Origin of the sequence: Nostoc sp. NMS2 (assembly GCF_017115105.1) — a bacterium.
Classification (GTDB): Bacteria; Cyanobacteriota; Cyanobacteriia; order Cyanobacteriales; family Nostocaceae; genus Nostoc.
In genome coordinates, this window is sequence record NZ_JABXKH010000042.1 from 97,842 (window position 1) to 121,022 (window position 23,181).

Annotated in this window: 16 protein-coding genes and 1 tRNA gene; 7 read left to right on the forward strand and 10 right to left on the reverse strand. The window is 43.6% G+C overall.

What is annotated here, in order from left to right:
* Nucleotides 1-250: 250 nt before the first annotated feature.
* The 3 genes from trpE to HWQ36_RS05995 all read right to left on the reverse strand — a co-directional run bounded on the left by trpE (nt 251) and on the right by HWQ36_RS05995 (nt 4,494).
* Nucleotides 251-1,780, reverse strand: a complete 1,530-nt coding sequence (gene trpE, locus HWQ36_RS05985; protein ID WP_292699093.1) for an anthranilate synthase component I — start codon at nt 1,778-1,780, stop codon at nt 251-253.
* Nucleotides 1,781-1,909: 129 nt separating this feature from the next.
* Nucleotides 1,910-2,332, reverse strand: coding sequence for a photosystem I reaction center subunit II PsaD (locus HWQ36_RS05990; RefSeq protein WP_292699095.1), 423 nt, complete (start codon nt 2,330-2,332; stop codon nt 1,910-1,912).
* Between the two features lie 152 nt (nt 2,333-2,484).
* Nucleotides 2,485-4,494: a DICT sensory domain-containing protein gene (locus tag HWQ36_RS05995; RefSeq protein ID WP_292699097.1), complete on the reverse strand. Its 2,010-nt coding sequence runs from the start codon at nt 4,492-4,494 to the stop codon at nt 2,485-2,487.
* Between the two features lie 834 nt (nt 4,495-5,328).
* On the opposite strand from HWQ36_RS05995, the gene HWQ36_RS06000 reads away from it, so the two are divergent.
* Entirely contained in the window at nt 5,329-7,611 is a 2,283-nt protein-coding gene (locus HWQ36_RS06000) for an amylo-alpha-1,6-glucosidase (RefSeq protein WP_292699099.1), read from the forward strand.
* 379 nt (nt 7,612-7,990) lie between these two features.
* On the opposite strand, the gene HWQ36_RS06005 is transcribed toward HWQ36_RS06000, so the two are convergent.
* Nucleotides 7,991-8,063, reverse strand: a tRNA-Arg gene (locus HWQ36_RS06005).
* A 65-nt stretch (nt 8,064-8,128) separates the two neighbouring features.
* The gene (locus HWQ36_RS06010; RefSeq protein WP_292699101.1) at nt 8,129-9,334 is read right to left on the reverse strand and encodes a murein hydrolase activator EnvC; all 1,206 of its coding nucleotides are present in this window, start codon (nt 9,332-9,334) and stop codon (nt 8,129-8,131) included.
* A 155-nt stretch (nt 9,335-9,489) separates the two neighbouring features.
* Here HWQ36_RS06010 and HWQ36_RS06015 point away from each other — a divergent pair, with 155 nt between their 5' ends.
* Complete coding sequence (locus HWQ36_RS06015) at nt 9,490-9,840, forward strand: hypothetical protein (RefSeq protein ID WP_292699103.1); 351 nt, start codon at nt 9,490-9,492, stop codon at nt 9,838-9,840.
* Nucleotides 9,841-10,276: 436 nt separating this feature from the next.
* Here the strand turns inward: HWQ36_RS06015 and glgP are convergent, their stop codons facing one another.
* Nucleotides 10,277-12,841: an alpha-glucan family phosphorylase gene (glgP, locus tag HWQ36_RS06020; protein ID WP_292699105.1), complete on the reverse strand. Its 2,565-nt coding sequence runs from the start codon at nt 12,839-12,841 to the stop codon at nt 10,277-10,279.
* 570 nt (nt 12,842-13,411) lie between these two features.
* Entirely contained in the window at nt 13,412-13,735 is a 324-nt protein-coding gene (locus tag HWQ36_RS06025; protein WP_292699107.1) for a hypothetical protein, read from the reverse strand.
* Between the two features lie 548 nt (nt 13,736-14,283).
* On the opposite strand from HWQ36_RS06025, the gene HWQ36_RS06030 reads away from it, so the two are divergent.
* The 5 genes from HWQ36_RS06030 (at nt 14,284) to HWQ36_RS06050 (ending at nt 20,176) form a co-directional block, all read left to right on the forward strand.
* The gene (locus tag HWQ36_RS06030) at nt 14,284-14,448 is read left to right on the forward strand and encodes a hypothetical protein (protein ID WP_159402498.1); all 165 of its coding nucleotides are present in this window, start codon (nt 14,284-14,286) and stop codon (nt 14,446-14,448) included.
* Nucleotides 14,449-15,099: 651 nt separating this feature from the next.
* Nucleotides 15,100-15,801, forward strand: coding sequence for an acyltransferase (locus HWQ36_RS06035; RefSeq protein ID WP_292699109.1), 702 nt, complete (start codon nt 15,100-15,102; stop codon nt 15,799-15,801).
* A 458-nt stretch (nt 15,802-16,259) separates the two neighbouring features.
* A complete protein-coding gene (locus HWQ36_RS06040) occupies nt 16,260-16,376 on the forward strand; it encodes a photosystem II reaction center protein I (RefSeq protein WP_041566417.1) in 117 nt (38 codons plus the stop codon).
* A gap of 196 nt (nt 16,377-16,572) precedes the next feature.
* Complete coding sequence (locus HWQ36_RS06045; protein WP_292699111.1) at nt 16,573-19,509, forward strand: DUF3769 domain-containing protein; 2,937 nt, start codon at nt 16,573-16,575, stop codon at nt 19,507-19,509.
* Nucleotides 19,510-20,017: 508 nt separating this feature from the next.
* A complete protein-coding gene (locus HWQ36_RS06050; RefSeq protein ID WP_292699114.1) occupies nt 20,018-20,176 on the forward strand; it encodes a hypothetical protein in 159 nt (52 codons plus the stop codon).
* 116 nt (nt 20,177-20,292) lie between these two features.
* Here the strand turns inward: HWQ36_RS06050 and HWQ36_RS06055 are convergent, their stop codons facing one another.
* The 3 genes from HWQ36_RS06055 to murJ all read right to left on the reverse strand — a co-directional run bounded on the left by HWQ36_RS06055 (nt 20,293) and on the right by murJ (nt 23,174).
* Nucleotides 20,293-20,571: a hypothetical protein gene (locus HWQ36_RS06055; protein ID WP_292699115.1), complete on the reverse strand. Its 279-nt coding sequence runs from the start codon at nt 20,569-20,571 to the stop codon at nt 20,293-20,295.
* A 222-nt stretch (nt 20,572-20,793) separates the two neighbouring features.
* Complete coding sequence (locus tag HWQ36_RS06060) at nt 20,794-21,306, reverse strand: outer membrane beta-barrel protein (protein WP_292699117.1); 513 nt, start codon at nt 21,304-21,306, stop codon at nt 20,794-20,796.
* Nucleotides 21,307-21,569: 263 nt separating this feature from the next.
* A complete protein-coding gene (gene murJ / locus HWQ36_RS06065) occupies nt 21,570-23,174 on the reverse strand; it encodes a murein biosynthesis integral membrane protein MurJ (RefSeq protein ID WP_292699119.1) in 1,605 nt (534 codons plus the stop codon).
* Nucleotides 23,175-23,181 lie beyond the last annotated feature (7 nt).

Genomic DNA, 23,181 nt, shown 5'->3' on the forward strand with positions numbered 1-23,181 from the left:
GCTAGGGGGTTAGGTTTTTTGTGGGCTTTTCCACATAACCTGAATTGTCAGGGATTTAGACCCCGCCTAACATACTTGCGGCTTGGCTTAAAGCAACAGGACTTAAACCAGCCGAAGTTTGTTAAAAGTTAAAAGCTAATTCCATAAATTTAGGGGCTTAAAAACCTTTTTCTTTTTCTTTCTTTTGCCTTTTAACTTTTAACTTGCTCGGTTAGATACAGGCAAACTTCCGTCACTACTAGTCCCCAGTTCAACGCAAACAGCGAATTGCTTCTAATAAACCTCTAGCTTTATTCAACGTCTCTTCGTATTCTTTTTCTGGCTCAGAATCAGCCACTAAACCTGCACCGGCTTGGACGCTAACGGTCTTGTCATGTACTACCATTGTGCGAATTGCGATCGCAGTATTTAATTGTCCTTCAAAATCGTAATATCCATACACACCCGAATAAACACCCCGGCGGCTAGACTCTAACTCGTGGATAATTTCCATCGCCCGAATCTTGGGTGCGCCACTTACCGTACCTGCTGGGAAGCAAGCTTTCAATAAATCCCATGCTGTTTTATCTAGTGCTAATTTACCAACAACATTGCTGACAATGTGCATGACATGGGAGTAGCGCTCAACTACCATTAATTCATCAACTTTGACGCTACCATTTTGACAAACCCGCCCCAAATCGTTCCGCCCTAAATCTACAAGCATCACGTGTTCGGCAACTTCTTTGGGATCTTCGAGTAAATCTTGAGCGAATGCTGCATCTTGCTGGGTAGTTTTACCCCGTGGACGTGTCCCAGCAATGGGGCGTACCGTTGCTATAACTCCCCCATCTGGAGCAGTTTCGGCTTTCACCATCACTTCCGGACTGGAACCGATGATTTGCCAATCTTGGAAGTTAAAGTAAGCCATGTAAGGCGAAGGATTTATCTGACGTAGGGAGCGGTAAAGGGCAAAGGGGTCGCCTGTGTATGTTGTTGATAGTCGCTGAGAAATTACTACTTGAAAGATATCGCCTGCTTTGATGTGGTCTTTGGCCTTTTGGACACTAGCGCAAAAATCAGGGCGGGTAAAATTACTTGTATACCCCTCTGCCCCTCTGCTCCCCTGCTCCTCTGCCCCTCTCCTCCCTGGCGGTTTCCATTCCAATCGAGTTTTTTCGGGCGATAGAGGGAGAGATAGCTTTTCGAGCATTTGGGTGACGCGATCGCCCGCTTGTTGATAGGCTGCTTTGAAATCTACATTGGGGTCACGTAAATCAGCATAAGCGATCGCCCAAATTTTTCGCTTCACCTGGTCAAAAATCAACAGGTGGTCTACTTGCATCCACAAGCCATCAGGGATATTTCGCTCATCTGGTGGATAGATTGGCACGCGCGGCTCAATCCAGTTAATCAATTCATAGCCCCAAAACCCAAACAACCCGCCAATTCCTGGCGGTAGCTGTGGTAGTTTGACTGGGTGATAAGGTGCTAAACATTCGGCTAAAGTTGTAAAAGGGTCGCCTGAAAAAACGACCTGCGAACCATCGCGGTTTAATTGGGTAGTGCGATCGCCCCTTGCTTCCAAAACCCAAAGCGGATCGCAGCCCACTAAACTATAGCGTCCTAGTTTTTCCCCACCTTCTATCGATTCCAACAAAAAGCTATAGGGCTGACCTGCACAGACTTTATACCAAGCTGATACGGGCGTATCTAAGTCCGCTACCCATTCTTGATATACGGGAACAAAGTTGCCTTGTAGAGCTAGCTGAGAAAATTCAGAGAAATCGGGGAATACCATAAATAGCTAAGAGGTTGGGCATGGGGCATGGAAAAGAGGCAGGGGGGCGGGGAGCAGGGGGCAGGGGGGAAACTTTTCTCCCTTGTTCTCTGCTAAGAGTTCCCTTGCTTCTTCCCCAGTCCCTAGTCCCTATGCTTCGTGGGTAGCTTTACCACTGAACTTGAGTTGTGATGGATTGGGGTTTTGCCCAATACCGCGTGGGACATAACCCACTTTTCCACGACCTTCATTCACCTTTTCGGGGAAGACACCATCAGCTGGGTGCAGTAAAGTAGTTTCTCCGTTGGGTAAAATCCGGTAAACTTTGTAGTCTGTGATTTTGAGTTTGCGAAGTTGCTGACCGCCTAAAGCGATGCCATATTCTTTACGAGCTATATACAGCAGGTTTTCGCCTTTCCGCATAGTAGCAGCACCACCTGTAGGCAGTTCAAATACTTGCTCCTTCGGGCTAGTCCAAGTGATAGCGTACTTTTCTTCAACTTCTGCTTTCTTTAGCAAGCCACCAGTGCTGCCAGGAAATAGTGGAGTTTGTCCAGAGAGTGTTTCTGCCATAAAGATGATTCTCTCAACGTTTTTAGGGAATCCTAACACCGCAACCAGGATCATATTGCGATCGCGTCATAGACTGTAACAGTTTTTAGTCATTTGTTCTTTGTCATTTGTCATTTGTTAAAAACCAATGCCCCATGCCCCATACCCAATAACTATTTAGTCTTGACTTTTGTCCGCTTTTCCTCATGGCTAGTCTGAACAATGGGGATGGTGAAGTGAAATTGGCTACCCTGGTCTTTGCCAGTTGACTTTGCCCAAATTTCTCCACCCCAGCCATTAACAATTTGACGACAAATAGCTAAACCAAGTCCAGTTCCGCCAGTGGTGCGGCGTAGCGCTCCCTCTTCTTGATAGAAGCGGTCAAAAACTACTTCTAAACGATTGGGTTCAATGCCGCGTCCAGTGTCAGCCACAGTCACCTCAACCATTTGATGGCTGTTGGAAATCGCTTTAATGGTGATTTCTCCTTGGGGTGGCGTAAATTTACAAGCGTTGTCGATAATTTTTGCCAGTACCTCTACTAACCAATCACCATCAGCCCTTACCAGAGGTAGATTTTCGGCAATTTGAGTTTTGATTTGGGGTGGCTTTTCCGTTGAAGAACGTGTGCGATTGCGACTAAGTGCTAAATCCACACACTCTTGTAATGTGAGGGATTCTGGATGCCATTGCACTCGACCGCTTTCCAAGTTGGAAAGTGTGAGGAAATCTTGTACCAATTTTCGCATCCGTTCTGAGTCGGAAAGAGCAGTGTTGAGCATAATTTGCTGCAACTCCAAGGGCATATCCGGCTCACTAGCAAGACTTTCTAGACACACTTGAATGGTGGAAAGGGGGGTACGCAGTTCGTGTCCAGTGATGGCTATAAGGTTGCTGCGGGTGCGGTCTAGGGCTTCTAGCTGCTGGTTAAGTTCTTCTAGGTTGGCGTAGGCTTCCGCTTGGATCAGGGCTGCTCCTACCTGGGTGGCGATCGCTTCTACCAAATCCAATTCCCCAGGTTGGCACTCGTGCGGCGGCATCCCACAGTAATGTAACTCCACGATGCCCAACAACCGCCCCTGATAAAATACTGGTTCCATCAGCCAAGAACGAATGGCAAACTTTTTGGCAATCAAGGAAAGTCCTGGTGAATTGTTAACACGAGGGTCATTCAGCGTATCGCTAATACAAACACCTTCGCCTTGTTGCACGATGTCCTGAAATAGGGAATTTTTCTGTAACTCCCAAGTTTGCCCACGAACTGATAAAATACCGGGATTCAAAAACTCGTGTTCGATTATGGCTTGTTTATCTGTAGCTTGAGCGCGGTAAATTAGACAGCGACAAGCTTCTAGGTGTTGTCCTAATTCTTGTGCTGCCACCTGGAGAACTTCGTGAGGATCGAGCGATCGCCGAATCGCAGTGCTAATTGAGTTGACTAATCGTTCTTTTCGTGCTTGGGCAGCAATGGAACGGTAGGCTTTATGCAATTTGTACTGACTAGCTTGTAAATAAGTTACTAATCGCTGCACAAAGGGATCTGTATCGATGTCACAAGCATATTCGTTCACCTGTTCTGCCCCAGAAAGGCTTCGCGGCTGTCCGATGCCAAACCTCTGATGTGCCTCCTCAATTTTACTTGCTAGTTCGGGTCTATAAATCAAAATTCTGTCTAACAGCAATTCGGCTGCTTTCAGGCTAACTCCCCTCTCCGATGTCCAAATTCCCTCAAATCTTCGCGCTGTGTCTATATCCAGATTAGGGCTAAGTTCTGGTAGTTGCTTGTTTTTAGCAATAGAACCAAGGTTTTCTCGACAAACTAGACAAGTTGCATAATTATCAGCAATCACTACCAAGTGCCACTCTTGACTTAAGCCGTCCTTTGGCTCAAAAGCGATCTTTTCGTAGTGTTCCGAACTGTTGGTAAAATCCGTTTCTGGAGCAGATAACACGTATATTTGATTACTCCGCAAGGCAAGTCGCTGGTAGCGATGAGCTTCTTGACGGTAGAATCGCTCTCGCTGAAAACTGGCAATTACAAGGGGTTGGGCTAAAGTCGCAGCCAAAACTTGATCTTCCATCGCGTGGGAGAGCGCCGTTAGTGAAGCCTTAAAATATAGCTGGGGCCGCAAGTATGGTAGGGACTTTAGCAGATCACTCAGCACAGAAGTCGAAATGCTCATGAATTATTGTTAAACGCTCAACCTCGACAAGATCCACGTCACAGCTGCATTGTACAAATTCCAAGGCACTCTCAAGTTAAATAGAGAGTTGCAATATGTAAAGAACGCTAAAATGCACTTTTCGCCCAAGCAGGCGCAACATTTTGTTACCAAATTGATTTGTTGATTGACAACCTATTACGCCCAATATACATTCTTGACTAACTTGGAAATATGCTTGCACAGCTAAAATCTTTCATCACTAAGTAGCAGCTAAATAATTTTTGTATTGTTTTAACTACTAAATTCACTAATATCTACTGAACATTGATTGATAGTCCACGCGACACCGAATAGCCCGTCGTAATATTTACACTCACTAAATAGAATTTTCTTACCAAAAACCATTACTGCTACATACCATATAATTTAATCAGTAATACTTGATTAAAATTAATCAATCAATTGAATATCATAAATTTGTCTAATCCAACGCCAAAGATATTTAAAACAAAATCGTATAATAGTTTAGTCAATAAATGCTAGCTTTACCCAATAAAATTGGGAACTTCGCATTTTTGCTGAGTATACTATATATCTTGCTTGTATCTTAAGAAAGTTCAACAACTAAGGACTTATCTAAAAATTATCAGTTTTCAGTCTTGAGTTTAGACTTATACAATACTTATATAGATTTGGGCGCTGCTACTTTGTCAACAGTACGTAAAAGTTATTTTGGCTAGAATAGCTCAAACAAGTTTTAGAAAGAGTCTTTTTTCTGCAAGTTGTGAGGGTTAAAGACCTCTACTCCGAATACCACAAACAATCTACGACCTGTACACGGAACTTTGGCTAATGACACCGGATACGCTAATGACCCCGGAAAAAATTTTCCTGGATGGAAAAACTTTTATTCCTGCTGAACAATTACCTATCCCGGAGTGGCCTTGTGTTGTGAGTGAAAGACCACAACCGACACTGACGGTTAAAGATGATGATTTATTTTTCGTGACAGATACTATCGGGAATATTTCTGGCTGTTCCCTCAGTGATGGTAATCCCAGTATGGGGCTGTTTTGCTGTGATACGAGATTTCTCAATCGCTTGGAGTTGCAAATTGAAGGGCGATCGCCTGTACTCCTCAGTAGTACTGCCGAAAAAGGGTTTTCACTCTCAGTTTTGTGTACCAACCCCAGAATTGACGATCGCCTAAGAGCCGAAACTATCGGAATTCGACGAGAAATAGTACTCAATGGCGCTCTATTTGAAGAAATAGAAATATCTAACTACAGCACAACAACTGTCAATTTTGAACTAAGTATCAGCTTTGATGCAGATTTTGTTGATTTATTTGAAGTCCGGGGTTATGACAGAGAAAAACGAGGTAGACTTTTACGTCTAGTAGAACCGACGACTGAAGAAGGAATCGTCGATGGCGTTTCACCAGTACCTAAAGACCCATCAACTTTTAGGGAAGAATCCTTAACACTTGCCTATCAAGGTCTGGATGGTTCGGTGATGGAATCTCGGATTTCATTCCAGCATTGTCAACCAGACTCTTTCAAAGGTTACACTGCGGTTTGGCAGCTAGAGTTGGCTTCTCACGAAACCCAAAAGCTGGGTTATCGGGTGAATATGTTGAAAAACAACCAATCTAGTTCAACCGTAAGCGCCGCCATCACTTTAGGACAGGCGAAAGCTGCTGAGTTGATGGAGGAGAAAAACTGGGTACAACAAATTACCCGCATTAGCTCAGATAAAAGCACTTTCAATCGAGTGATTGAGCGGGCCGAGCAAGATATGTATTTGTTGCGCCAGTCTTTTGGTAAGCATAAGACAGTTTCGGCTGGAGTGCCGTGGTTTTCTACACTATTCGGGCGGGATTCGCTGATTACAGCTTCCCAAACCCTAATGTTAAACTCGCAAATCGCCAAAGAAACCCTAATATTACTGGCGACATACCAAGGCAAAATCGATGACGAATGGCGCGAAGAAGAACCGGGTAAGATTTTGCACGAGTTACGTTTAGGAGAAATGGCTCGTTGTCAAGAAATTCCCCATACACCATACTACGGTACAGTTGATGCGACTCCCCTGTGGTTAATGCTGTATGCCGAACATTATGCTTGGACTCACGATCAAGAACTCCTAGAGTTACTTTGGCCAAATGCTCTAGCAGCAATGGACTGGATCGATCGCAATATCAAACAAACCAACTACCTCAGCTACTTCCGTACATCTAAACGCGGTCTTGCTAACCAAGGCTGGAAAGACTCTGGCGACTGCATCGTCAACCACAAGGGAGAATTAGCTAACGGCCCAATTGCCCTTTGTGAGGTGCAAGCTTACGTCTATGCGGCAAAAATGCGCCTATCAGAAATAGCGAGGATGAAAAAGCGCCTTGATTTAGCAGATCGGTGGCTAGAAGAGGCTAGAAGTCTCAAGCTTCGTTTTAATCGAGATTTTTGGGTAGAAGACCAGGATTTCTGCGCCTTGGCTTTGGATGGAGATGGTAAACCTGTAGACAGTATTACCTCAAATCCTGGTCATTGTCTGCATTTGGGTCTTTTCACCCACGAGAGAGCCTATAGTGTAGCAGAACGGTTGCGGGCACCAGATATGTTTAATGGTTGGGGCATTCGGACTCTGAGTAGTTTATCACCCGCTTACAATCCAATGGGTTATCACATTGGTTCGGTTTGGCCCCATGATAACGCTCTGATTGCAATGGGATTGCGATCGCTGGGTCTTATCGATCAAGCCCTAGAACTTTTCCAAGGTTTATTTGACATGACCAGTCAGCAGCCTTATCAACGTCCTCCAGAACTCTTCTGCGGCTACGAACGGAACGGTGATAATGCCCCTGTGCAGTATCCAGTTGCCTGTACTCCCCAAGCTTGGGCTACTGGTAGTATCTTCCAACTGCTGCAAATGATGGTTAACTTAGTGCCTGATGCTCAAAATAACTGCTTACGAATAATCGACCCCGCTTTGCCAGAATCGATTAATCGCCTGTCATTTCATAATTTGCGAGTCGGCCCCACCATCCTCGATTTAGAATTCGAGCGTTCTGGTACTACAACTGCTTGTCGCGTTGCCAAAAAACGGGGCAATTTGCGGGTAGTTATCGAAGCATAGAAAGATCAGGGAGTGGTAAATTATCCACTCCCTATTTTATGCTGAGTGCGTAGGTGTAGCCCGCACTTCGACTTCGCTCAGTGACCGTCGTAGACATCGCTCGTTGAACGCAGAGATAGCACTATTATAAAATCAACATACTGTCTATACACAAAATCTTAAAAAGTCAATCTTAGTATAAATTATATTACAGCTATTTTCAGGTAAATAGACTATGCAGGTAGGGGCAATTCATGAATTGCCCCTACAACAGATGTCAATACGGTTCGGATAAAGTTTTTGATGAAAGATTATAGATCGCAAAGACGCGATAAATCGCCGTCTTTACAATAATCAGTCCTTTGTCTTCTCGATTTTTTGGTTAATCTTATAAAGGTAACGAGCGCGGAGGGATTTGAACCCCCGACCCACAGAACCGGAATCTGTTGCTCTATCCACTGAGCCACGCGCCCTTATTCTCGACCATTATAGCACATCTATGATAAAGTTTGCAGCCTAGAAAAACTAGGTTTATAGTTTACAGATAATTAGCTGGGTCTACTGGTGTACCATTCCGACGGACTTCAAAGTGGAGGTGGGGCCCAGTTGAGAAACCTGTAGAACCCACAGCAGCGATCGCTTGTCCGCGTTCAACTGCTTGTCCTTCAGAAACATACAACTCGCTGGTATGTCCGTATAGTGTAGTCATGCCATTGCCGTGGTCAATAATTACCGCTCTGCCATAACCACCATACCACCCAGCAAAAATCACTCTGCCCGAATCGGCTGCCCGAATTTTACTACCATAGCTAGCGGCAAAGTCCAATCCAGCATGAAAGCGGCGATAGCCAAGGATTGGGTGTACCCGCCAGCCGAAGGGACTACTAGTAGGAGCATCGCTAGGATATGCCATGACACCAGTTCCCCGAATGATAATACTTGTCCGGCTGTTGGTTTTTGTTTGCGCCTCTTCTGTGGCTCTGGCTTCTGCTACCTTTTGTTGAATCAAGACTTCCAGATTTTTGGATTCCCTCTCTAGCTGGTTTTGCGCCGCTTCCAAGGCTAGGCGATCGCTATTGAGGCGTTGAATCAATTCTGATTGTGACTGTGCCTGAGTTTGATAATCGGTTTTTTGTGCCAGTAGTTGCTCACGAATCAAGGCAATTTCGTTTTTTTGTTGTTCTACGCCCGTTTTTTGTTGATTTATCAGGTTTGCTTGTTGGTTGAGTTTCACCAAAATTTGTTCGTCTGCCTGATACACTAACTTCAACTGATGACGACGGCTGATAAAATCGCTGATATTTTCACTTTGGAGCAAAACTGCCCATCCAACAGATGCAGGCGATCGCTGGAGATAACGCAATCGTGCTACTGTTGCTATTTGCCGCTCCTCGTAGGAACGTTCTGCTACAGCTAAATCAGTTTCTAACTGCTGGAGACGTTGAGTCGCAAGTTGTAATCGTGATTCGCTCTCTTGAATGTAGCTATCTGTAGTTTGCAGATTTTGCTTTAAACCAGTGAGATGTTTTTGAGCCTCTTGTTGGAGATTTGTTAAGCGATCGCGATCATTAACCACACTCTGACGCTGCTGGTTCATTTGTTGCTGCTGTTGTCGCAGAGTATCAATAGACCCTGTGGAAGTTGCGTGTACTGGAATTAATGACAAACAAATCCACAAAATGCAGCAAAATGCCAGAGATAAACAGCCAAAAATCAGATTTTTACCTAGAAATCGCGCTCTCATAGCGTGAGCCTAACTAAAACGATGCTTTCAAACACTATGAGGATTATTCCCAAAATTTGATTCACCCACTCCATGTATCAAATTGATCTGCCAAGTTGTAACACAAAGATTCTTGCTATGTCAGCATTGAGCAGGTATATCAGGGAGTAAAGTAAATGAACACACGCAAAGCAATTCTCTTAATTACTTTGGTTTTTCCTGGGTTGGCGGTGGTGGGAGTATCGCTTTATTGGTTTAACCTGGATTATGCAGCACTGATCAAAGCTGAAAACTATGTGACAAACCTAGTAGAGGTGGGAAAAGTTAATGATAGGCAGTTAGAGTATGCCTATCATCGCACCTACATTCATCGCATCAATGTATTTGCTGATGGAACTTGGGGATTACTGGGAGGAGTAATTACAGCGCTTGGGATACATGGATTAGTTACGGTTAGGGATTGTTCAAGAAATGAATTAACCACAGAGGCAAGGCAGCGCGGTCTTGGGGGTTTCCCCCATGAGTGACTGCCGCGCAGAGAACACAGAGTGAGGAGAGATAGAGAATATTTTGGCGTTAGTTTTGGGATATTTTTTTATAAGAAGAATTCAGAACTCAGGAGTCAGAATGGGCTAAACCTTAGCTATCCGCTAACAGAATTGAATTCTGGACGACTGGGTAATGAATATTGGTTTAAAACCTTGCCCCTTGTGGGCAAAAAAAATTAAAATATTATTCCTAATTAAAACTCTATCCCTTTATGGGTAGAGTATTCTGAATTCTGAACGCGAAGAGCGTGCCGGAGGCATTATTCTGAATTCTGACTCCTGATTTATTTAGAAGTACCTTAAAGATAATTGTGTGAAATCTTTTCAGGGCATGACTGCATGGCATAATAAAAGGCGTTGCTAAACTTAAATCAGCAACGCCTAATCTTGAGTATTTAATAACTACTCAGCCCTCTTATTCTGCCCAAGCAATCAACCTTGGTTCATAAGCATTAGCCAGATTTTGATTTTTTGGTAATACACGCAAAGACAAGCCTTGCAAACCAGAAGCGGTATAAGTAATATTACCCGTGTAAATGCTCAATTGCTGTGAATCCTCACCTTGGTAATCCATCACCACTGTTACAGCGTTGACAATCTCACCATTGGCATCGATCGCACCTTGATATAACTCTACCTGCACATCATTATTGGTCAAAGTTGCTAAGTCAACCTTGGCAATGACCGCAACGGTTTGGTTCACCTCAATGTCTGAAGCTGCCGATACGTCAACATCTTTGATTCTGATATTGAACCAGTGTCCGCTCAGTTTTTCTTTCCAAGCGGCTAGTTCTTTCGCTGGGGCATAGTTATTAACAGTCAGGGTATGATAGCGATCGCTAGCTGGGAAATAAGCTCGCCCGGCATATTCTCCTACCATCCGCGCTGTATTAAAGAAAGGACAATTCAACCGAATTGCATCCTTCATTTTGGCAACCCACGGACGAGGTAAGCCATCACTATCCCGATGCTCATAAAATAACGGTACAACTTCCTTCTCCAGCAACTCATAGAGAGCATTTGCTTCTACTTCATCTTGGTAGTTAGGATCGTCGTAATTCTCGCCATGTCCAATTGCCCAGCCTGTGCGGACGTAATCAGCTTCATCCCACCAGCCATCTAATACACTTAAATTTGGCAATCCATTCATTGCCGCTTTCATGCCACTTGTACCAGAAGCTTCCCGTGGACGACGCGGTGTATTTAACCAAATATCGCAACCCGCAACCATCAACCGGGAGATGTGAATGTCGTAATTGGGGACAAACACTACCTGTTTTTCTAAATGTTGTTCGCGGATAAAGTGATTGATATCGCGGATGAGTTCTTTACCGGGAATATCCTTCGGATGGGCTTTCCCAGCAATTACGAATTGTACTTTCCGGTCTTTATTAGCCAGCAAAAGCCGCTTAATGCGATCCAAATCACGCATCCAGAGGGTGGCGCGTTTGTAAGTGGCAAACCTGCGGGCAAAACCAATGGTGAAAGCGTAGGGATCTAAAACTTCTTGGGCTTGGACAATTTCAGAAGCGGAAGCGCCGCGATCGTGTAAATGCTTTACTAAATGCTCCCGCACATACAAAATCATATCTAAGCGGCAGCGTTCGTGATTGCGCCATAACTCCTCATCGGGTATAGCGTCCATCCGCTCCCACAATGGGCTATCTGGTGGTGCTGATGACCAATTTGGGCCTAGATAGCGATCGTATAATTCTTGAGTTGATTTGGCAACACAACTGCGAGCATGGACACCATTAGTAATTGCTGCGATCGGTACTTCTTCTACTGGTACTTTTTGCCACAAGCCCTGGAACATTTGCCGTGACACTACGCCGTGCAGTTGTGCGACACCGTTAGAAAATGTTGCCATTTTCAACGCCAGCACCGCCATACTGAAAGGCCCGGATAAATCGCCTGTATTCTCGCGCCCCAATCCTAAAAATTGCTCTTTGGGCAACCCAAATATCTCTGCATAGTACCCCAGGTAGTACAGCATTTTGTCGGGAGCGAACAAGTCAATTCCCGCCGGTACTGGTGTGTGGGTAGTAAAAATATTACTGGAAGCCACCACCTGTTTTGCTTGGATATAACTCAGCCCTTCTTCCTGAATCAGCAAGCGGATGCGTTCTAGAGCAGAGAAGGCGGCGTGGCCTTCATTCATGTGGTAAGCGGTGACTTTCAGCCCCAAAGCTTTGAGCATTTGCACACCACCGATCCCCAGCATGATTTCCTGGTGGATACGCATATCGATGTCGCCACCATACAGCTGATCTGTAATGTCGTGGTCGTAAGTGTTGTTGGGTTCAATATTGGTATCCATCAGATACAAGGGTACTGTTCCCACCTGTACGCGCCAAACTCTGGCATACACCTTGCGTCCGGGATAATCTACCGCAATCCGTAGTTCTGAACCATCGGCATTGCGCTCTAGATGCAAGGGCATATTATAGAAATCGTTGAGCAGATAGCGTTCTTGCTGCCAGCCATCAGCATTGAGATACTGGGCAAAGTAGCCTTGCTGATACAGCAAACCTACACCGACAAGCGGTAGCCCCAAGTCACTAGCAGATTTGAGGTGATCCCCCGCCAGAACGCCTAAGCCGCCAGAATAGACGGGTAAACAATCGACAAGTCCAAATTCCGCCGAAAAATAGGCGTAGCATTCTTTTGGTTTATCTTCCCGTTGTTTTTGATACCAAGTGCGCTCTTGCAAATAATCGTCTAACTGACGGTCAGCTCGATCCATTTGCGCTAGAAAGCCTTCATCTTCGACAACTTCCAAAAGCCGCGATTGAGAGATAGTACCGAGCATCAACACTGGATTGTGATGGCTAGACTCCCACAGATCAGAGTCTAAGCGACGAAATAAATCTTTGCTATCAACATTCCAATCCCAGTGCAAGTTATATGCTAGCCGCCGCAGTGGTTCGAGTCGCGGTGGTAGTGAAGGGGATACGTTAAATGTGCGAATTGGCTGCATAGGTTGGCAAAACTCCAAGTTTAGTTATGGTTATTGTTTACTGTCTTTACCAATGTTGCCAATTCTTTATACTGTAGTTTGTGAAGAAGCGATGACTTTGTTAAGCATTGAGAATTCTTTTTAACATCGTTGCTAAAGTTTACACCAAGGTGTTTCTAATTCTATGCGTTACTCTCAGCCATATACTTGGTATATTAAGATTTAATCATTGAGTGGCATGTATCACTTAAAAAAAATCTAGTTTTGAATAAATAATTTATATTTATTTTAGTATTGCTTCCGGGGATCGGTTCTATTGTCTTGGCTGAGGGTGAAATTTCCTCATAGCTGTTTCCAGAAAGGTTAAATTTTTAAGTATTTTTTAATAAAATTGCGCTAGTAAATAAGCAGTTATGATTTTTAGGTTAAGGTTAGTTCAAGGAGATGCGATACAAAATAACCCATGTAGATATCACTTAAAAGAGGAAGGCGTAAAAATAATACCAAGTAGTTTGCGACGCTTTTCTTAGTCAACTACTTGGTATAAATTTTTGATACTAAATCAGAAAAATAACTTCTTAGTGTGTTATCTTATGAACCTAATGAAGGCTGGTCTTTGGTATTTTTTGTCATTGACAAAGCTACAGCAGCTGCATAAGCAATCTCCGCTGCCATTTGATAAGCAAGTTTGATACTTGATGAAGCGTCCTTGGCTTTAGGAGAGACAGAAGCTTTTTTTCGACGCGACTCTTGTTTGACATCACCCGCTACAACAGATCGCTGTAAAATGATCCAGGCATCTAGGTCTTCTGAGTCATAATTACTTTGAAGTTGCGATCGCAGTTGTTCTTCGGCTACAACACTCAGATAGCCGCTAGTTAGAGCTTCTTGGACAATTTCTTTAATTAAAGCCATAATTTGAACCAAGTGTGTGAGTTAAAACCGATACCTCAATGTGGGCAATTTGATATTTTTTTGTGGACTTCTCCTGGAAACTAAGCTAAGTTTTAGCTTTCTTTATAATAAAATTAAATTTATAATGAGTAGCACCAAGCACGCATCACCCGCTTGGCTCACCCGAATGGGTGATTTACAAATTTTTAGATATAAGTAATTAGAAAGAAGAAAATTTTGAGCTTTTGAAGGAAGAGGGTGTCACCAGTATAGTAGATATCATTCTGAGTTTAACGCCTAATTATAAAATTACTTGGACAAGCAAAGGTAGAAATATAGACAAAAATGACAATTAACAACTGAGAGCATTTTTAAAATTACCGTCCTCAATGAATTTTATCTAAGTGTATAAAATTATTTAAGAGTAGCGATTGCTCCATAAAAAAAGTTAGCTAATTTACAATATTCTCATCACCAATCAACTTATTTATTGAGAGTGTTCCACTAAAAATAAAATGTGTTATTGTTAAAAGCAACTGTTATTAAAAACGATTCATGTAATTACAAGCATGAATTTGCTAGTCTGTAAATCATCTGTGTGCAACATGATTGGAGCAGCATACTCTAGAAATTCGTTGCAAGAAAGCCGTCATAGCAGTCGGGGAAGCGCTTACTTGTTTGCACCGATGGTTAACTTCAATGTGATGGCTGATGTGGGAGATAATCCACCCTAATTGGGTTTTCTTGGGGCAATAATGCCCAATTAGACCCAACAATAATTACATTGTCATGCTAGGCAAAAATTTAGATAAAATTTTTGAATATAGTCTAGTTGAATGTATTTTTTGTTGCAAACTAGCTTGTGGATCTGAGTTGTTTCAAAAGACTAAACCCGCCTGAGATAAAGTAGCCTCAAGGCAAACAACTCTATCCATATTTGCGTAACAAGCTTTGCAAATTTGCCGCATAACCAAAACAGTAACCTATCTAAACCAACCAATTTACCCATCAGATAATTTAATAGTCTGGGGTTTGACCCTGCAATACACTAAGATTTTTTGTTAATTGATCTGGTGAAAAAGAAGCAAAGTTTTTACGTGCCTTGACTGGTACAAAAGCTTCTATAAATCCAAGGTAATTGTGCATATCATAGTGAGTAATTCTAACATACTTAAGTTCAAGAGTTGCTCACATAGTTAAAGCCAGACTAGAGGTTTTCCAAATTTTGGAAACCTATCTAAAAATATGGGTAAATTTCGGTAATACTGCCAACTAAGTTTAAGGTATTAAGAAATACAAGACTTCTTAGTATTAGCAGAAGATTAGGATACAGGCAAAAAACTTTCAATACTGTCAACAACAATTAATTGAAGAGACATATAGCCATGTATAACGAGCAATATTTTTCAAAATTGCAGCGCGTGCAAGAACTTGTAGTAACTACTGTGTTAGGGGATATTCCTACACTTATTCTAGGGCCAAAGTTGCGTAGTTTAGGATATCGGAGTATTTTTGCCCAAATAGGTAGCCCAGTTTATATTCAAAATGGTGTTGAATTTAACGGGACTTCTTGTATTGAGATAGGCAGTGGAGTCTATATTTTCAAGGGTGTACGGATGGATGCTAGAGGACACAAAAATAATAAAATTCATCTAGCAAATAGAGTAGCTATTGAGCGTAACGTTGATATAGGTTGTTTGGAAGATACGTGTATACATATTGACGAAGACACCTTCATTGCTCCCAACGTGTGTATTGAGGGGCCAGGAGACATTAAAATTGGCAAACACTGCATGATTGCCGCCCACTCCGGGATATATGCCAATAATCATAATTTTGCCGATCCGATGGAGCTAATTAAATACCAAGGTGTTACTCGCAAGGGAATTGTGATTGAAGATAATTGTTGGCTAGGTCATGGAGTAACGATATTAGATGGCGTTACCGTCGGTAAAGGTAGTGTTATTGGTGCGGGAGCAGTTGTCAATAAAGATATTCCTCCTTTCTCCGTTGCTGTAGGTATACCTGCACGAGTAGTCAAAAACCGAATTGGCAAAGACCTAGCAAAAGTTCAAACTGAGAAATAGGGGATTGGGAATTGGGAATTGGGCATGGGGCATGGGGCATGGTAACTGTTTCCCATAAAGTTTAATGCAGCACTTTGCCTTTTAAGTGAGGTACAAATGCAGGACTCACGCATTAGATAGAGTTTCTACCTTCTGCCTCCTGCCTCCAAACCCTTAGTTCTTTGTACTTCATGCAAAAGAAAACTGCTGTATGTTGCCTTTTGGAAGAAACTTTAGCCGTCAGTTAACGTCACAAACTGGAGTAAGCAGTTTATGAGTTATTTTTAAGGGCATCTAAAAGTCAGACAAGTGACATTTTGCACTATTCTCAATAAGCGTAGAATAGGCATCACCAATCCCCAGTTCCCACAGTCTTCTAAAAAAGGGGCGAGATTTGGGTAATATAAAGTAGCTCTCTTTTCTGCATGGCAGATCCTCAAAGAAAAGCTTTCTTTGTTTTACCCCTTGGAGATATTTCTATGCTGACTTTAAAAATCGCTGTTTATATTGTTGTTGCCTTCTTCGTAACTATCTTCATCTTCGGATTTTTGTCGAACGATCCTGCTCGTAACCCCGGCCGTCGGGACTTAGAGTAAAAGGGCGATAAATCATCCGCGACTTTGGAAGGCGGAAAATACTAAACGCCACAGAAACTTACTAAATTTAGCTTAGTAAGTTTCTTCCTCCAGGTAGCTTGCTGTAGGTAGCAGAAGGCGACAGTCGGAAGGCAAAATGTATAGTTTATCCTTCCGTCCGTCATTTGGCTGTTTGTTAGCCCGATTTTGCTCACTTATGCTTCATCCAGTTCTGCCACCCAATCCGCCTCATATCCTCGAATCTTTACAACCTGTAAATCCCACCTCATCTGCTAGTCATACAAAGTTTCTTTCAGTTGTAGAAACTGGAATGCAGGAAAAGACAGACAAATCCAAGCAGTCTCAGGATTTGGCTGAGTTGTCAATTACGGGTGATACCAAGAGGAATTGGCCATTGCCAACTTCCATCAACTCAACTCAGGATGACTTGGTAGTTGCCGAAACTTCCTCTGTACCCCATTCACCAGAAACCTTTCCAACAGAAAATTCCCCCATCACCGACTCTGGAAGTGCTGTACTTTTGGGGCGATCGCTAATGGTTGGTTATCCCACGCAGGAGATTAAAATTTCTAATGACCAAAGTCCGAGCGAGCGCCGCTCAGAACTTCTCCTAAGAGCTGCGTTACGCAAACGGGAGACGCGAAAAGAAGCCACTGCATTGCCAAAAAAAGTTGGAGCGGAGCCTTCCCTAAATGCCAAACCTGAACCTTCTCAAAAACTCGGTGAACGATGTCTGACGCCAAGCCCTTCTCTACGAGAGGCTGCGCCAACGGGTTCGGGGGATCGCAATCGACGGGAACCGCCAAGACTGCGACCCCCTCACTGCTTTGCGTCTACGCTAAATCCCAATATTGCTAGAGAAAAACAAACCTTTTTGGACTCTCCACGGTTTAGCTATAGAGTCACCCCAAGTCCCCTTGTCGCCCAATCCCTGCCTTCTATTCCAGTTGTCCCAAGGGTGACAACCAGCAACAAGTTAGTTGAATCTAAGGCGGAAATTTTAGCTAAGAAGTTAACCCAGCAAAAACAGCTAAGTGACATTACTGCACCACAGTCTTCAGAAAGAAACAATATCTCTCTATCTGCTGCCGATCTTGCACCAAGTTCTCAATCAGTACAAAATTTTCTAAAATTCCAGTCTCGTAAACCGACAAAGGAACTTTCAACGCCCATCACTGTAGAATTCAGTTCCCAAGTCCAACAACAAACTCAAGCACCAACATCTACACCACAAGTAAATACCACCAATCAGCCACAAGCACCAGCTAGCAAGCCGCCAGCCAAACCGAGAATTGTAGAAGTCACTTCAGATCGGCAAGAGTATGATGAGCAACGACGAATTATTACAGCTGTTGGAAATGTAGTTGTGCGATTTGATGGGGCAGTGGTGGATGCCGATCGCTTGCAAGTCAATTTGGACAACTTAATTGCCGCAGGGGAAGGCAATGTAACTTTAACCAGGGGCGATCAGATACTGCGTGGACAACGCTTTACCTATAACTTTGTTCAAGATAGTGGAGAACTCTTAAATGGTACAGGAGAAATTTATGTGCCCTCAGCACAAACAGATTTTGCTTTTTCACCCATAGATGCAACTGCTGGTGGAGTTACAAAACGCCCGCCCAGCGATCGCATTAGAGCCAATCAGCCCCTTTCGGCTGTGAGCAGCCCTGGACAACTTGATTTGACATTGGGTGGTCAGGCTGATGCTAGCAACCTCTCACCCCCGAAAACAGGGGGTGCAGTCAATCGGCTCAGATTTGAAGCTGAACACATTGATTTTTATCCGCAAGGCTGGCAAGCAAGAAATGTTCGCCTTACCAACGATCCTTTTTCGCCTCCAGAACTAGAGTTACGCGCAGATACAGTAACTCTGACGCGAGAAACACCCTTGCTAGACCGCATCAGGACACAGCGACAGCGTTTGGTATTGGATCAAAAAATCTCCTTACCAATTCCGGTGAATCAGCAGAAGATTGACCGCCGGGAGCGGGACGTTACACCTGCAATTGTTTCTCCTGGCTATGATGGAGATAAGCGGGGTGGTTTGTATATTGAGCGTGGCTTTCCAGTGATCGATACAGAGCAGACAAGCTGGACGATCACGCCTCAGTTATTAGTACAGAGAGGTGTGCAAGAAGGTGCGGGTAACTTAGGCTCGCTGTTTGCTATAAAGACAAAGGTAAATTCTGTTTTGAATCCACGAGCAGTAATTGAAGGAACTGGGGAGTTAACCAGTTTTGACTTAGACAAGGTGGAAGACAATTTGCGGGTGAATTTGGGATTGCGCCAGACAATAGGCACTTCCCTTCCTCATATATTGAATGTGCAATATAATTACCGCGATCGCCTCTACAACGGTACTCTCGGTTTTCAAACTGTCCAGAGCAGTTTTGGCGGCATTCTTACCTCTCCTGTGATTCCTTTAGGAAAAAGTGGCATCAACCTCACCTATCAGGCAAGCGCCCAGTATATCGATGCCAATACCGATCGCCAAGACTTACTAGAACCCCTACGGCAAAACGATCGCATCTCACTAGGTCGTTTACAAGCTAGTGCTGACCTCAGTACTGGGGTGTTACTGTGGCAGGGAAAACCATTACCACCCACTGCCACTGAAGGATTACGATACACGGCTAACCCTGTAGTTCCTTACTTGCAAGCGATCGCTGGACTTACGGGCACTACGAGTTATTACACCAATGGTGATAACCAAAGCACCCTAACTGCTAAAATTGGTTTACAAGGACAAATTGGTCATTTTTCTCGCCCTTTTTTCGACTATACCGCCTTTAATATTAGTTACTCTCAAGGCTTAAACAACGGATTATCACCCTTTTTGTTCGATCGATCCGTTGATAACAAAGTTTTGACTGCTGGGATATCACAGCAAATCTACGGCCCTTTTCGCTTAGGCTTTCAAACATCTGTGAACTTGGATACAGGTAGAGAATCTAGTACCGACTACATTTTAGAATATAGCCGTCGCACCTATGGCATCACCTTGCGTTACAATCCGGTGTTGGAATTAGGCGGCTTTAGCATCCGAATTAGTGATTTTAACTGGGGTGGCGGCACTGATCCATTTTCTGAAGTTAAGCCAGTAGTAAACGGTGTGCAACAGAATAATTAACGAGAAGGAGGCAGAATAATGCCTCCGGCACGCTCTTCGCGTTCAGAATTTTGAATAAGGGACTTCCAACAAATAAATTATCCAATCTTGTGAGGTGGGCCGAAAAGCCATTGGTGTCAACTTAACGTGAAACCCTCGCAATGACGTTATATTAAGCCTACTCAATTACCAATTAAGTCGTCGGAACCCCACCCCGCTTTTGTCTAGCGACAAAATCTCCCCTCCCCGTGAACGGGGAGGGGATTAAGGGGAGCCAGTGCGGTCTTGGGGTCTCCCCAAGTGGAGCATCTGGCGTGTGGGGTAAAACGCCTGTGGAATAGGCTTTCTGACTTAAGTTGACACCAATGGCTTTTCGGCCCATCCCACAATAAATAGTTGAATATTTTTTATTTGGAAGTCCTTAACCATAATAAAGTAGGACTTACGCATTGACAGGAAAGACCAAGTATAGATGATTTGAAAAACCAGATCAGTTGTAAGGCAATACAGTTCGGTTAAGGTTTTTTTGATGAAAATTTTAGATCGCAAAGACGCGATAAATCGCTGTCAAGACGAAAGACCGATTATTGTAGAGACGGCGATTCATCGCGTCTCTTGCCTTAATAGACGAAAAGGATTTGCCCTCATCCCCCAACCTATCCCCCAAATATGGGATTCGGGGAGCTAGAATTTCAAAGTCCCTCTCCCATATCTGGGAGAGGGATTTAGGGTGAGGGCGAAAACTACGGTTCTCAACTTAGATGAGGCTTAAGTCTTTAAGCGGAGATGATTTAAAGTGCAACCTCACATAGAATCTGTATGAGGAATCGCACAATTGGTTGATGCACCCCCAGGTATTCTCAGGTTGGCATAGTCGCCGCTTAATTGAACACGTGAAGGTGGTTGATGTAGGATTGCACAACATCTTTGAACTGCGGCTTGATATTCTCGCCATTGCTTACGGATTGCAATACTGGCGGCATCGTTACCTAAGTCTGAAAATCTTAGCCCAGACCGAATTAGCCAAGATTCTACATCAGTTGTTTCACCCAGTATTTCTGAAATGGGATTAATCTTTTCCATGAGTAATATCTTTTATTCATATTTAAAATCGGTCATTTCACTTTAAGAGAAACTATTCATAATAGCTAATATAATTGGTTATCAAAATCATAAATAAAAATGATTAAAAAAATGTGTCATATCTGAGTATCCATACTCAGATATGACAGAACGAATCACTATTACGGCTGGTAAACATCATTGCTTTAGCTTGCGAATAAGCTGTTTCCTAGCTCGTAATCACTAGAAGCGATAGCCTAATCCAGCTTGGAAGCTGACAGCATCAGCATTACTATTTCTGTAGGCATCAATGCCCCATTTAGTATCGCCATAAGCGATGACATTATTGCTAACTTCTGATTCAATACCAAGGGTGACTACAGGTGCATTCTGGTTGCCCAATGGAGTTTTTTGACCTTCGTCAGTTACAAAAGAATAACCACCACCGAAGTAAACGTTAGTATTTTTGGCGATGGGCGCATCGTAAGTCACGATGGGCATAATTGCAGCAGCATCACCACCATACAGCACAGAACCCCGTAGTGAAACAGGCGCATTGGGAACGGCGTAACGTCCTTGAATATTACCGCCAAGTTGTGCTTCATCGTTTCCTTGTCCGCCACTGGTTGCACCAACCGCAATCCCAGCACCGATATAATTACCGTTTGTACCAGCTGTTTGAGCAGAAGCAATTCCCGCCGAGAGGACAATGGAAGCAACAGCAAAGAAAGAGGCAGCGAATTTTGTCAGTTTCATAGAATTCTTCTCACTAGAGTTAGGTAAAATCAATGTTCTCTAGTACTAGAATCTCTTTTTTTACAAAATGTAACCTCGCACACTTGGTTCACCCTACTGGCTGAATTATTTCTCACCCACTTGGGTATACGATGTTGCGGAATAGAAGTATGAATCTGGATGTAGAGACGTTGCAATGCAACGTCTCTACAAGGATTTTGAAATTACGCAAAATTATCACCCTGGCTACTTCGGTGTATTTAACTCAAAAATTAAAATACTGGTTATTTTTTCAAAAAGCGTTGACGCAGACGAAATATAAAAAGATTCACCTCTGGTATTTTCATCCACGAAGCGATCGCAGCAAACACCGCAATCCCCACGAAGCCAGATATACACAATTGCAAAACCAAAATCAGTAAACCCGTTTTACCTAGCAATTGCTGAGAACCAACCAATGTCCCATAGCTAGCTACCCCAGCTACCACGCTCCCAGCAGCCAAACCCAAAATCGGCAAACCCCACTCCCGCCAAGGTAAACCATTGAGTTTGCGATCGAGCAACCACAACAGCATCAACATTGAGCTACAATTTACACCCACTGTTGCTAACACCAAACCGGGAGCGCCAAAAGGTTTAACGAAAAACCAATCTAATATGATGTTGAGCAAGATGTTAAAAATACTGATGCGAAAAGGTGTTTGTCCATCGCCTAAAGCGTAGAATACTCGCACCAAAACATCACGTCCCAAATAGACAAACATCCCAATTCCGTAGGCGACTAGCAAGGATGAAACTAGCTGTGTGGCTTCTGGCTTGAAAGCACCGCGTTCATATATCACCTGCACAATGGGTACAGATAGCGCTACCATCAACGCCCCTAGCGGTAGCATGGTGAAGGCAGTGAGTAGTAGTCCTTGGCGAATGCGTAATTTTAAATCTGGCCAATTTTCGGGGCCCGCAAGTTTGGCAAATATTGGTAAAAGGGGCAGTAAAATGATATTAGAAATAATCCCTAACGGAGTTTGAACTAATAGATTCGCATAGTTAAATCCTGCCGCAGCACCAGGGATAGGACTAGCAAAATAAAGGTCAGTGGCAACATTAATTGGCATCATTCCAGAAGAAATTGTTGCCGGAGTCATGATTTTAATTACTTCTTGAACGCCTGGGGATTTAAACTCAAACCGCAGGCGTAATGTGCCTAATCCTAACCGCCACTGGACAATTAGCTGCACTAACCATTGGAGAATTGCTCCTGCTAAGGTTCCCCAAGCTAAGACCATTCCACCGATTAAAGCGTACTCCGGTTTAATAATGTCTTTGCCCAGTTGCATCGCCAGGATACCAAGACCGGCAACAACGGTAATACTGGATAATAAAGGACTAATGGAAAGTAACCAATATTGATTGGCTGTATTGAGAGTACCAAAGCCAATGCCAATTAAACCGGCAAATAAAGCCATTGGTGCCATAATGCGGAGTTGTTGAATTGCGATCGCTCTGGTTGTCTCTTCCAAACCATGACCGACTATATCAACGATCGCATCCGCAAATAAAACTTGAGCCACTGTCACCAGCAACAGCACTCCAGCCACCAGCGTTGTCACAGTTTCCACTAGAGGAGCCGCTTCTTCTCGCCGCCGCTTGGCTAAAACGCTGACAACTGCACTGTGTAATGGCCCATTGACACCACCGAGTAAGATCAACAGAAAGCCAGGGATAATATAGGCGTAGCTATAGGCGGTAGCAGCAGCACCAACACCAAAAGCCGCAGCGATCGCTTGCTGCCGCACTAAACCGAAGACTTTACTAATTAATGTGGCTGCGGCAACAATGCCAGCAATTCCAGCGAAAGAACGAGAGGGTTTTTGGTCTTGTTGTGTCACAAATAAT

Bases quoted from the DNA above. Each gene is read 5' to 3' on its own strand.
- trpE (WP_292699093.1), bottom strand. From the start codon at position 1,780: ATGGTATTCCCCGATTTCTCTGAATTTTCTCAGCTAGCTCTACAAGGC.
- HWQ36_RS05990 (WP_292699095.1), bottom strand. From the start codon at position 2,332: ATGGCAGAAACACTCTCTGGACAAACTCCACTATTTCCTGGCAGCACT.
- HWQ36_RS05995 (WP_292699097.1), bottom strand. From the start codon at position 4,494: ATGAGCATTTCGACTTCTGTGCTGAGTGATCTGCTAAAGTCCCTACCA.
- HWQ36_RS06000 (WP_292699099.1), top strand. From the start codon at position 5,329: ATGACACCGGATACGCTAATGACCCCGGAAAAAATTTTCCTGGATGGA.
- HWQ36_RS06010 (WP_292699101.1), bottom strand. From the start codon at position 9,334: ATGAGAGCGCGATTTCTAGGTAAAAATCTGATTTTTGGCTGTTTATCT.
- HWQ36_RS06015 (WP_292699103.1), top strand. From the start codon at position 9,490: ATGAACACACGCAAAGCAATTCTCTTAATTACTTTGGTTTTTCCTGGG.
- glgP (WP_292699105.1), bottom strand. From the start codon at position 12,841: ATGCAGCCAATTCGCACATTTAACGTATCCCCTTCACTACCACCGCGA.
- HWQ36_RS06025 (WP_292699107.1), bottom strand. From the start codon at position 13,735: ATGGCTTTAATTAAAGAAATTGTCCAAGAAGCTCTAACTAGCGGCTAT.
- HWQ36_RS06030 (WP_159402498.1), top strand. From the start codon at position 14,284: ATGAATTTGCTAGTCTGTAAATCATCTGTGTGCAACATGATTGGAGCA.
- HWQ36_RS06035 (WP_292699109.1), top strand. From the start codon at position 15,100: ATGTATAACGAGCAATATTTTTCAAAATTGCAGCGCGTGCAAGAACTT.
- HWQ36_RS06040 (WP_041566417.1), top strand. From the start codon at position 16,260: ATGCTGACTTTAAAAATCGCTGTTTATATTGTTGTTGCCTTCTTCGTA.
- HWQ36_RS06045 (WP_292699111.1), top strand. From the start codon at position 16,573: ATGCTTCATCCAGTTCTGCCACCCAATCCGCCTCATATCCTCGAATCT.
- HWQ36_RS06050 (WP_292699114.1), top strand. From the start codon at position 20,018: ATGAAAATTTTAGATCGCAAAGACGCGATAAATCGCTGTCAAGACGAA.
- HWQ36_RS06055 (WP_292699115.1), bottom strand. From the start codon at position 20,571: ATGGAAAAGATTAATCCCATTTCAGAAATACTGGGTGAAACAACTGAT.
- HWQ36_RS06060 (WP_292699117.1), bottom strand. From the start codon at position 21,306: ATGAAACTGACAAAATTCGCTGCCTCTTTCTTTGCTGTTGCTTCCATT.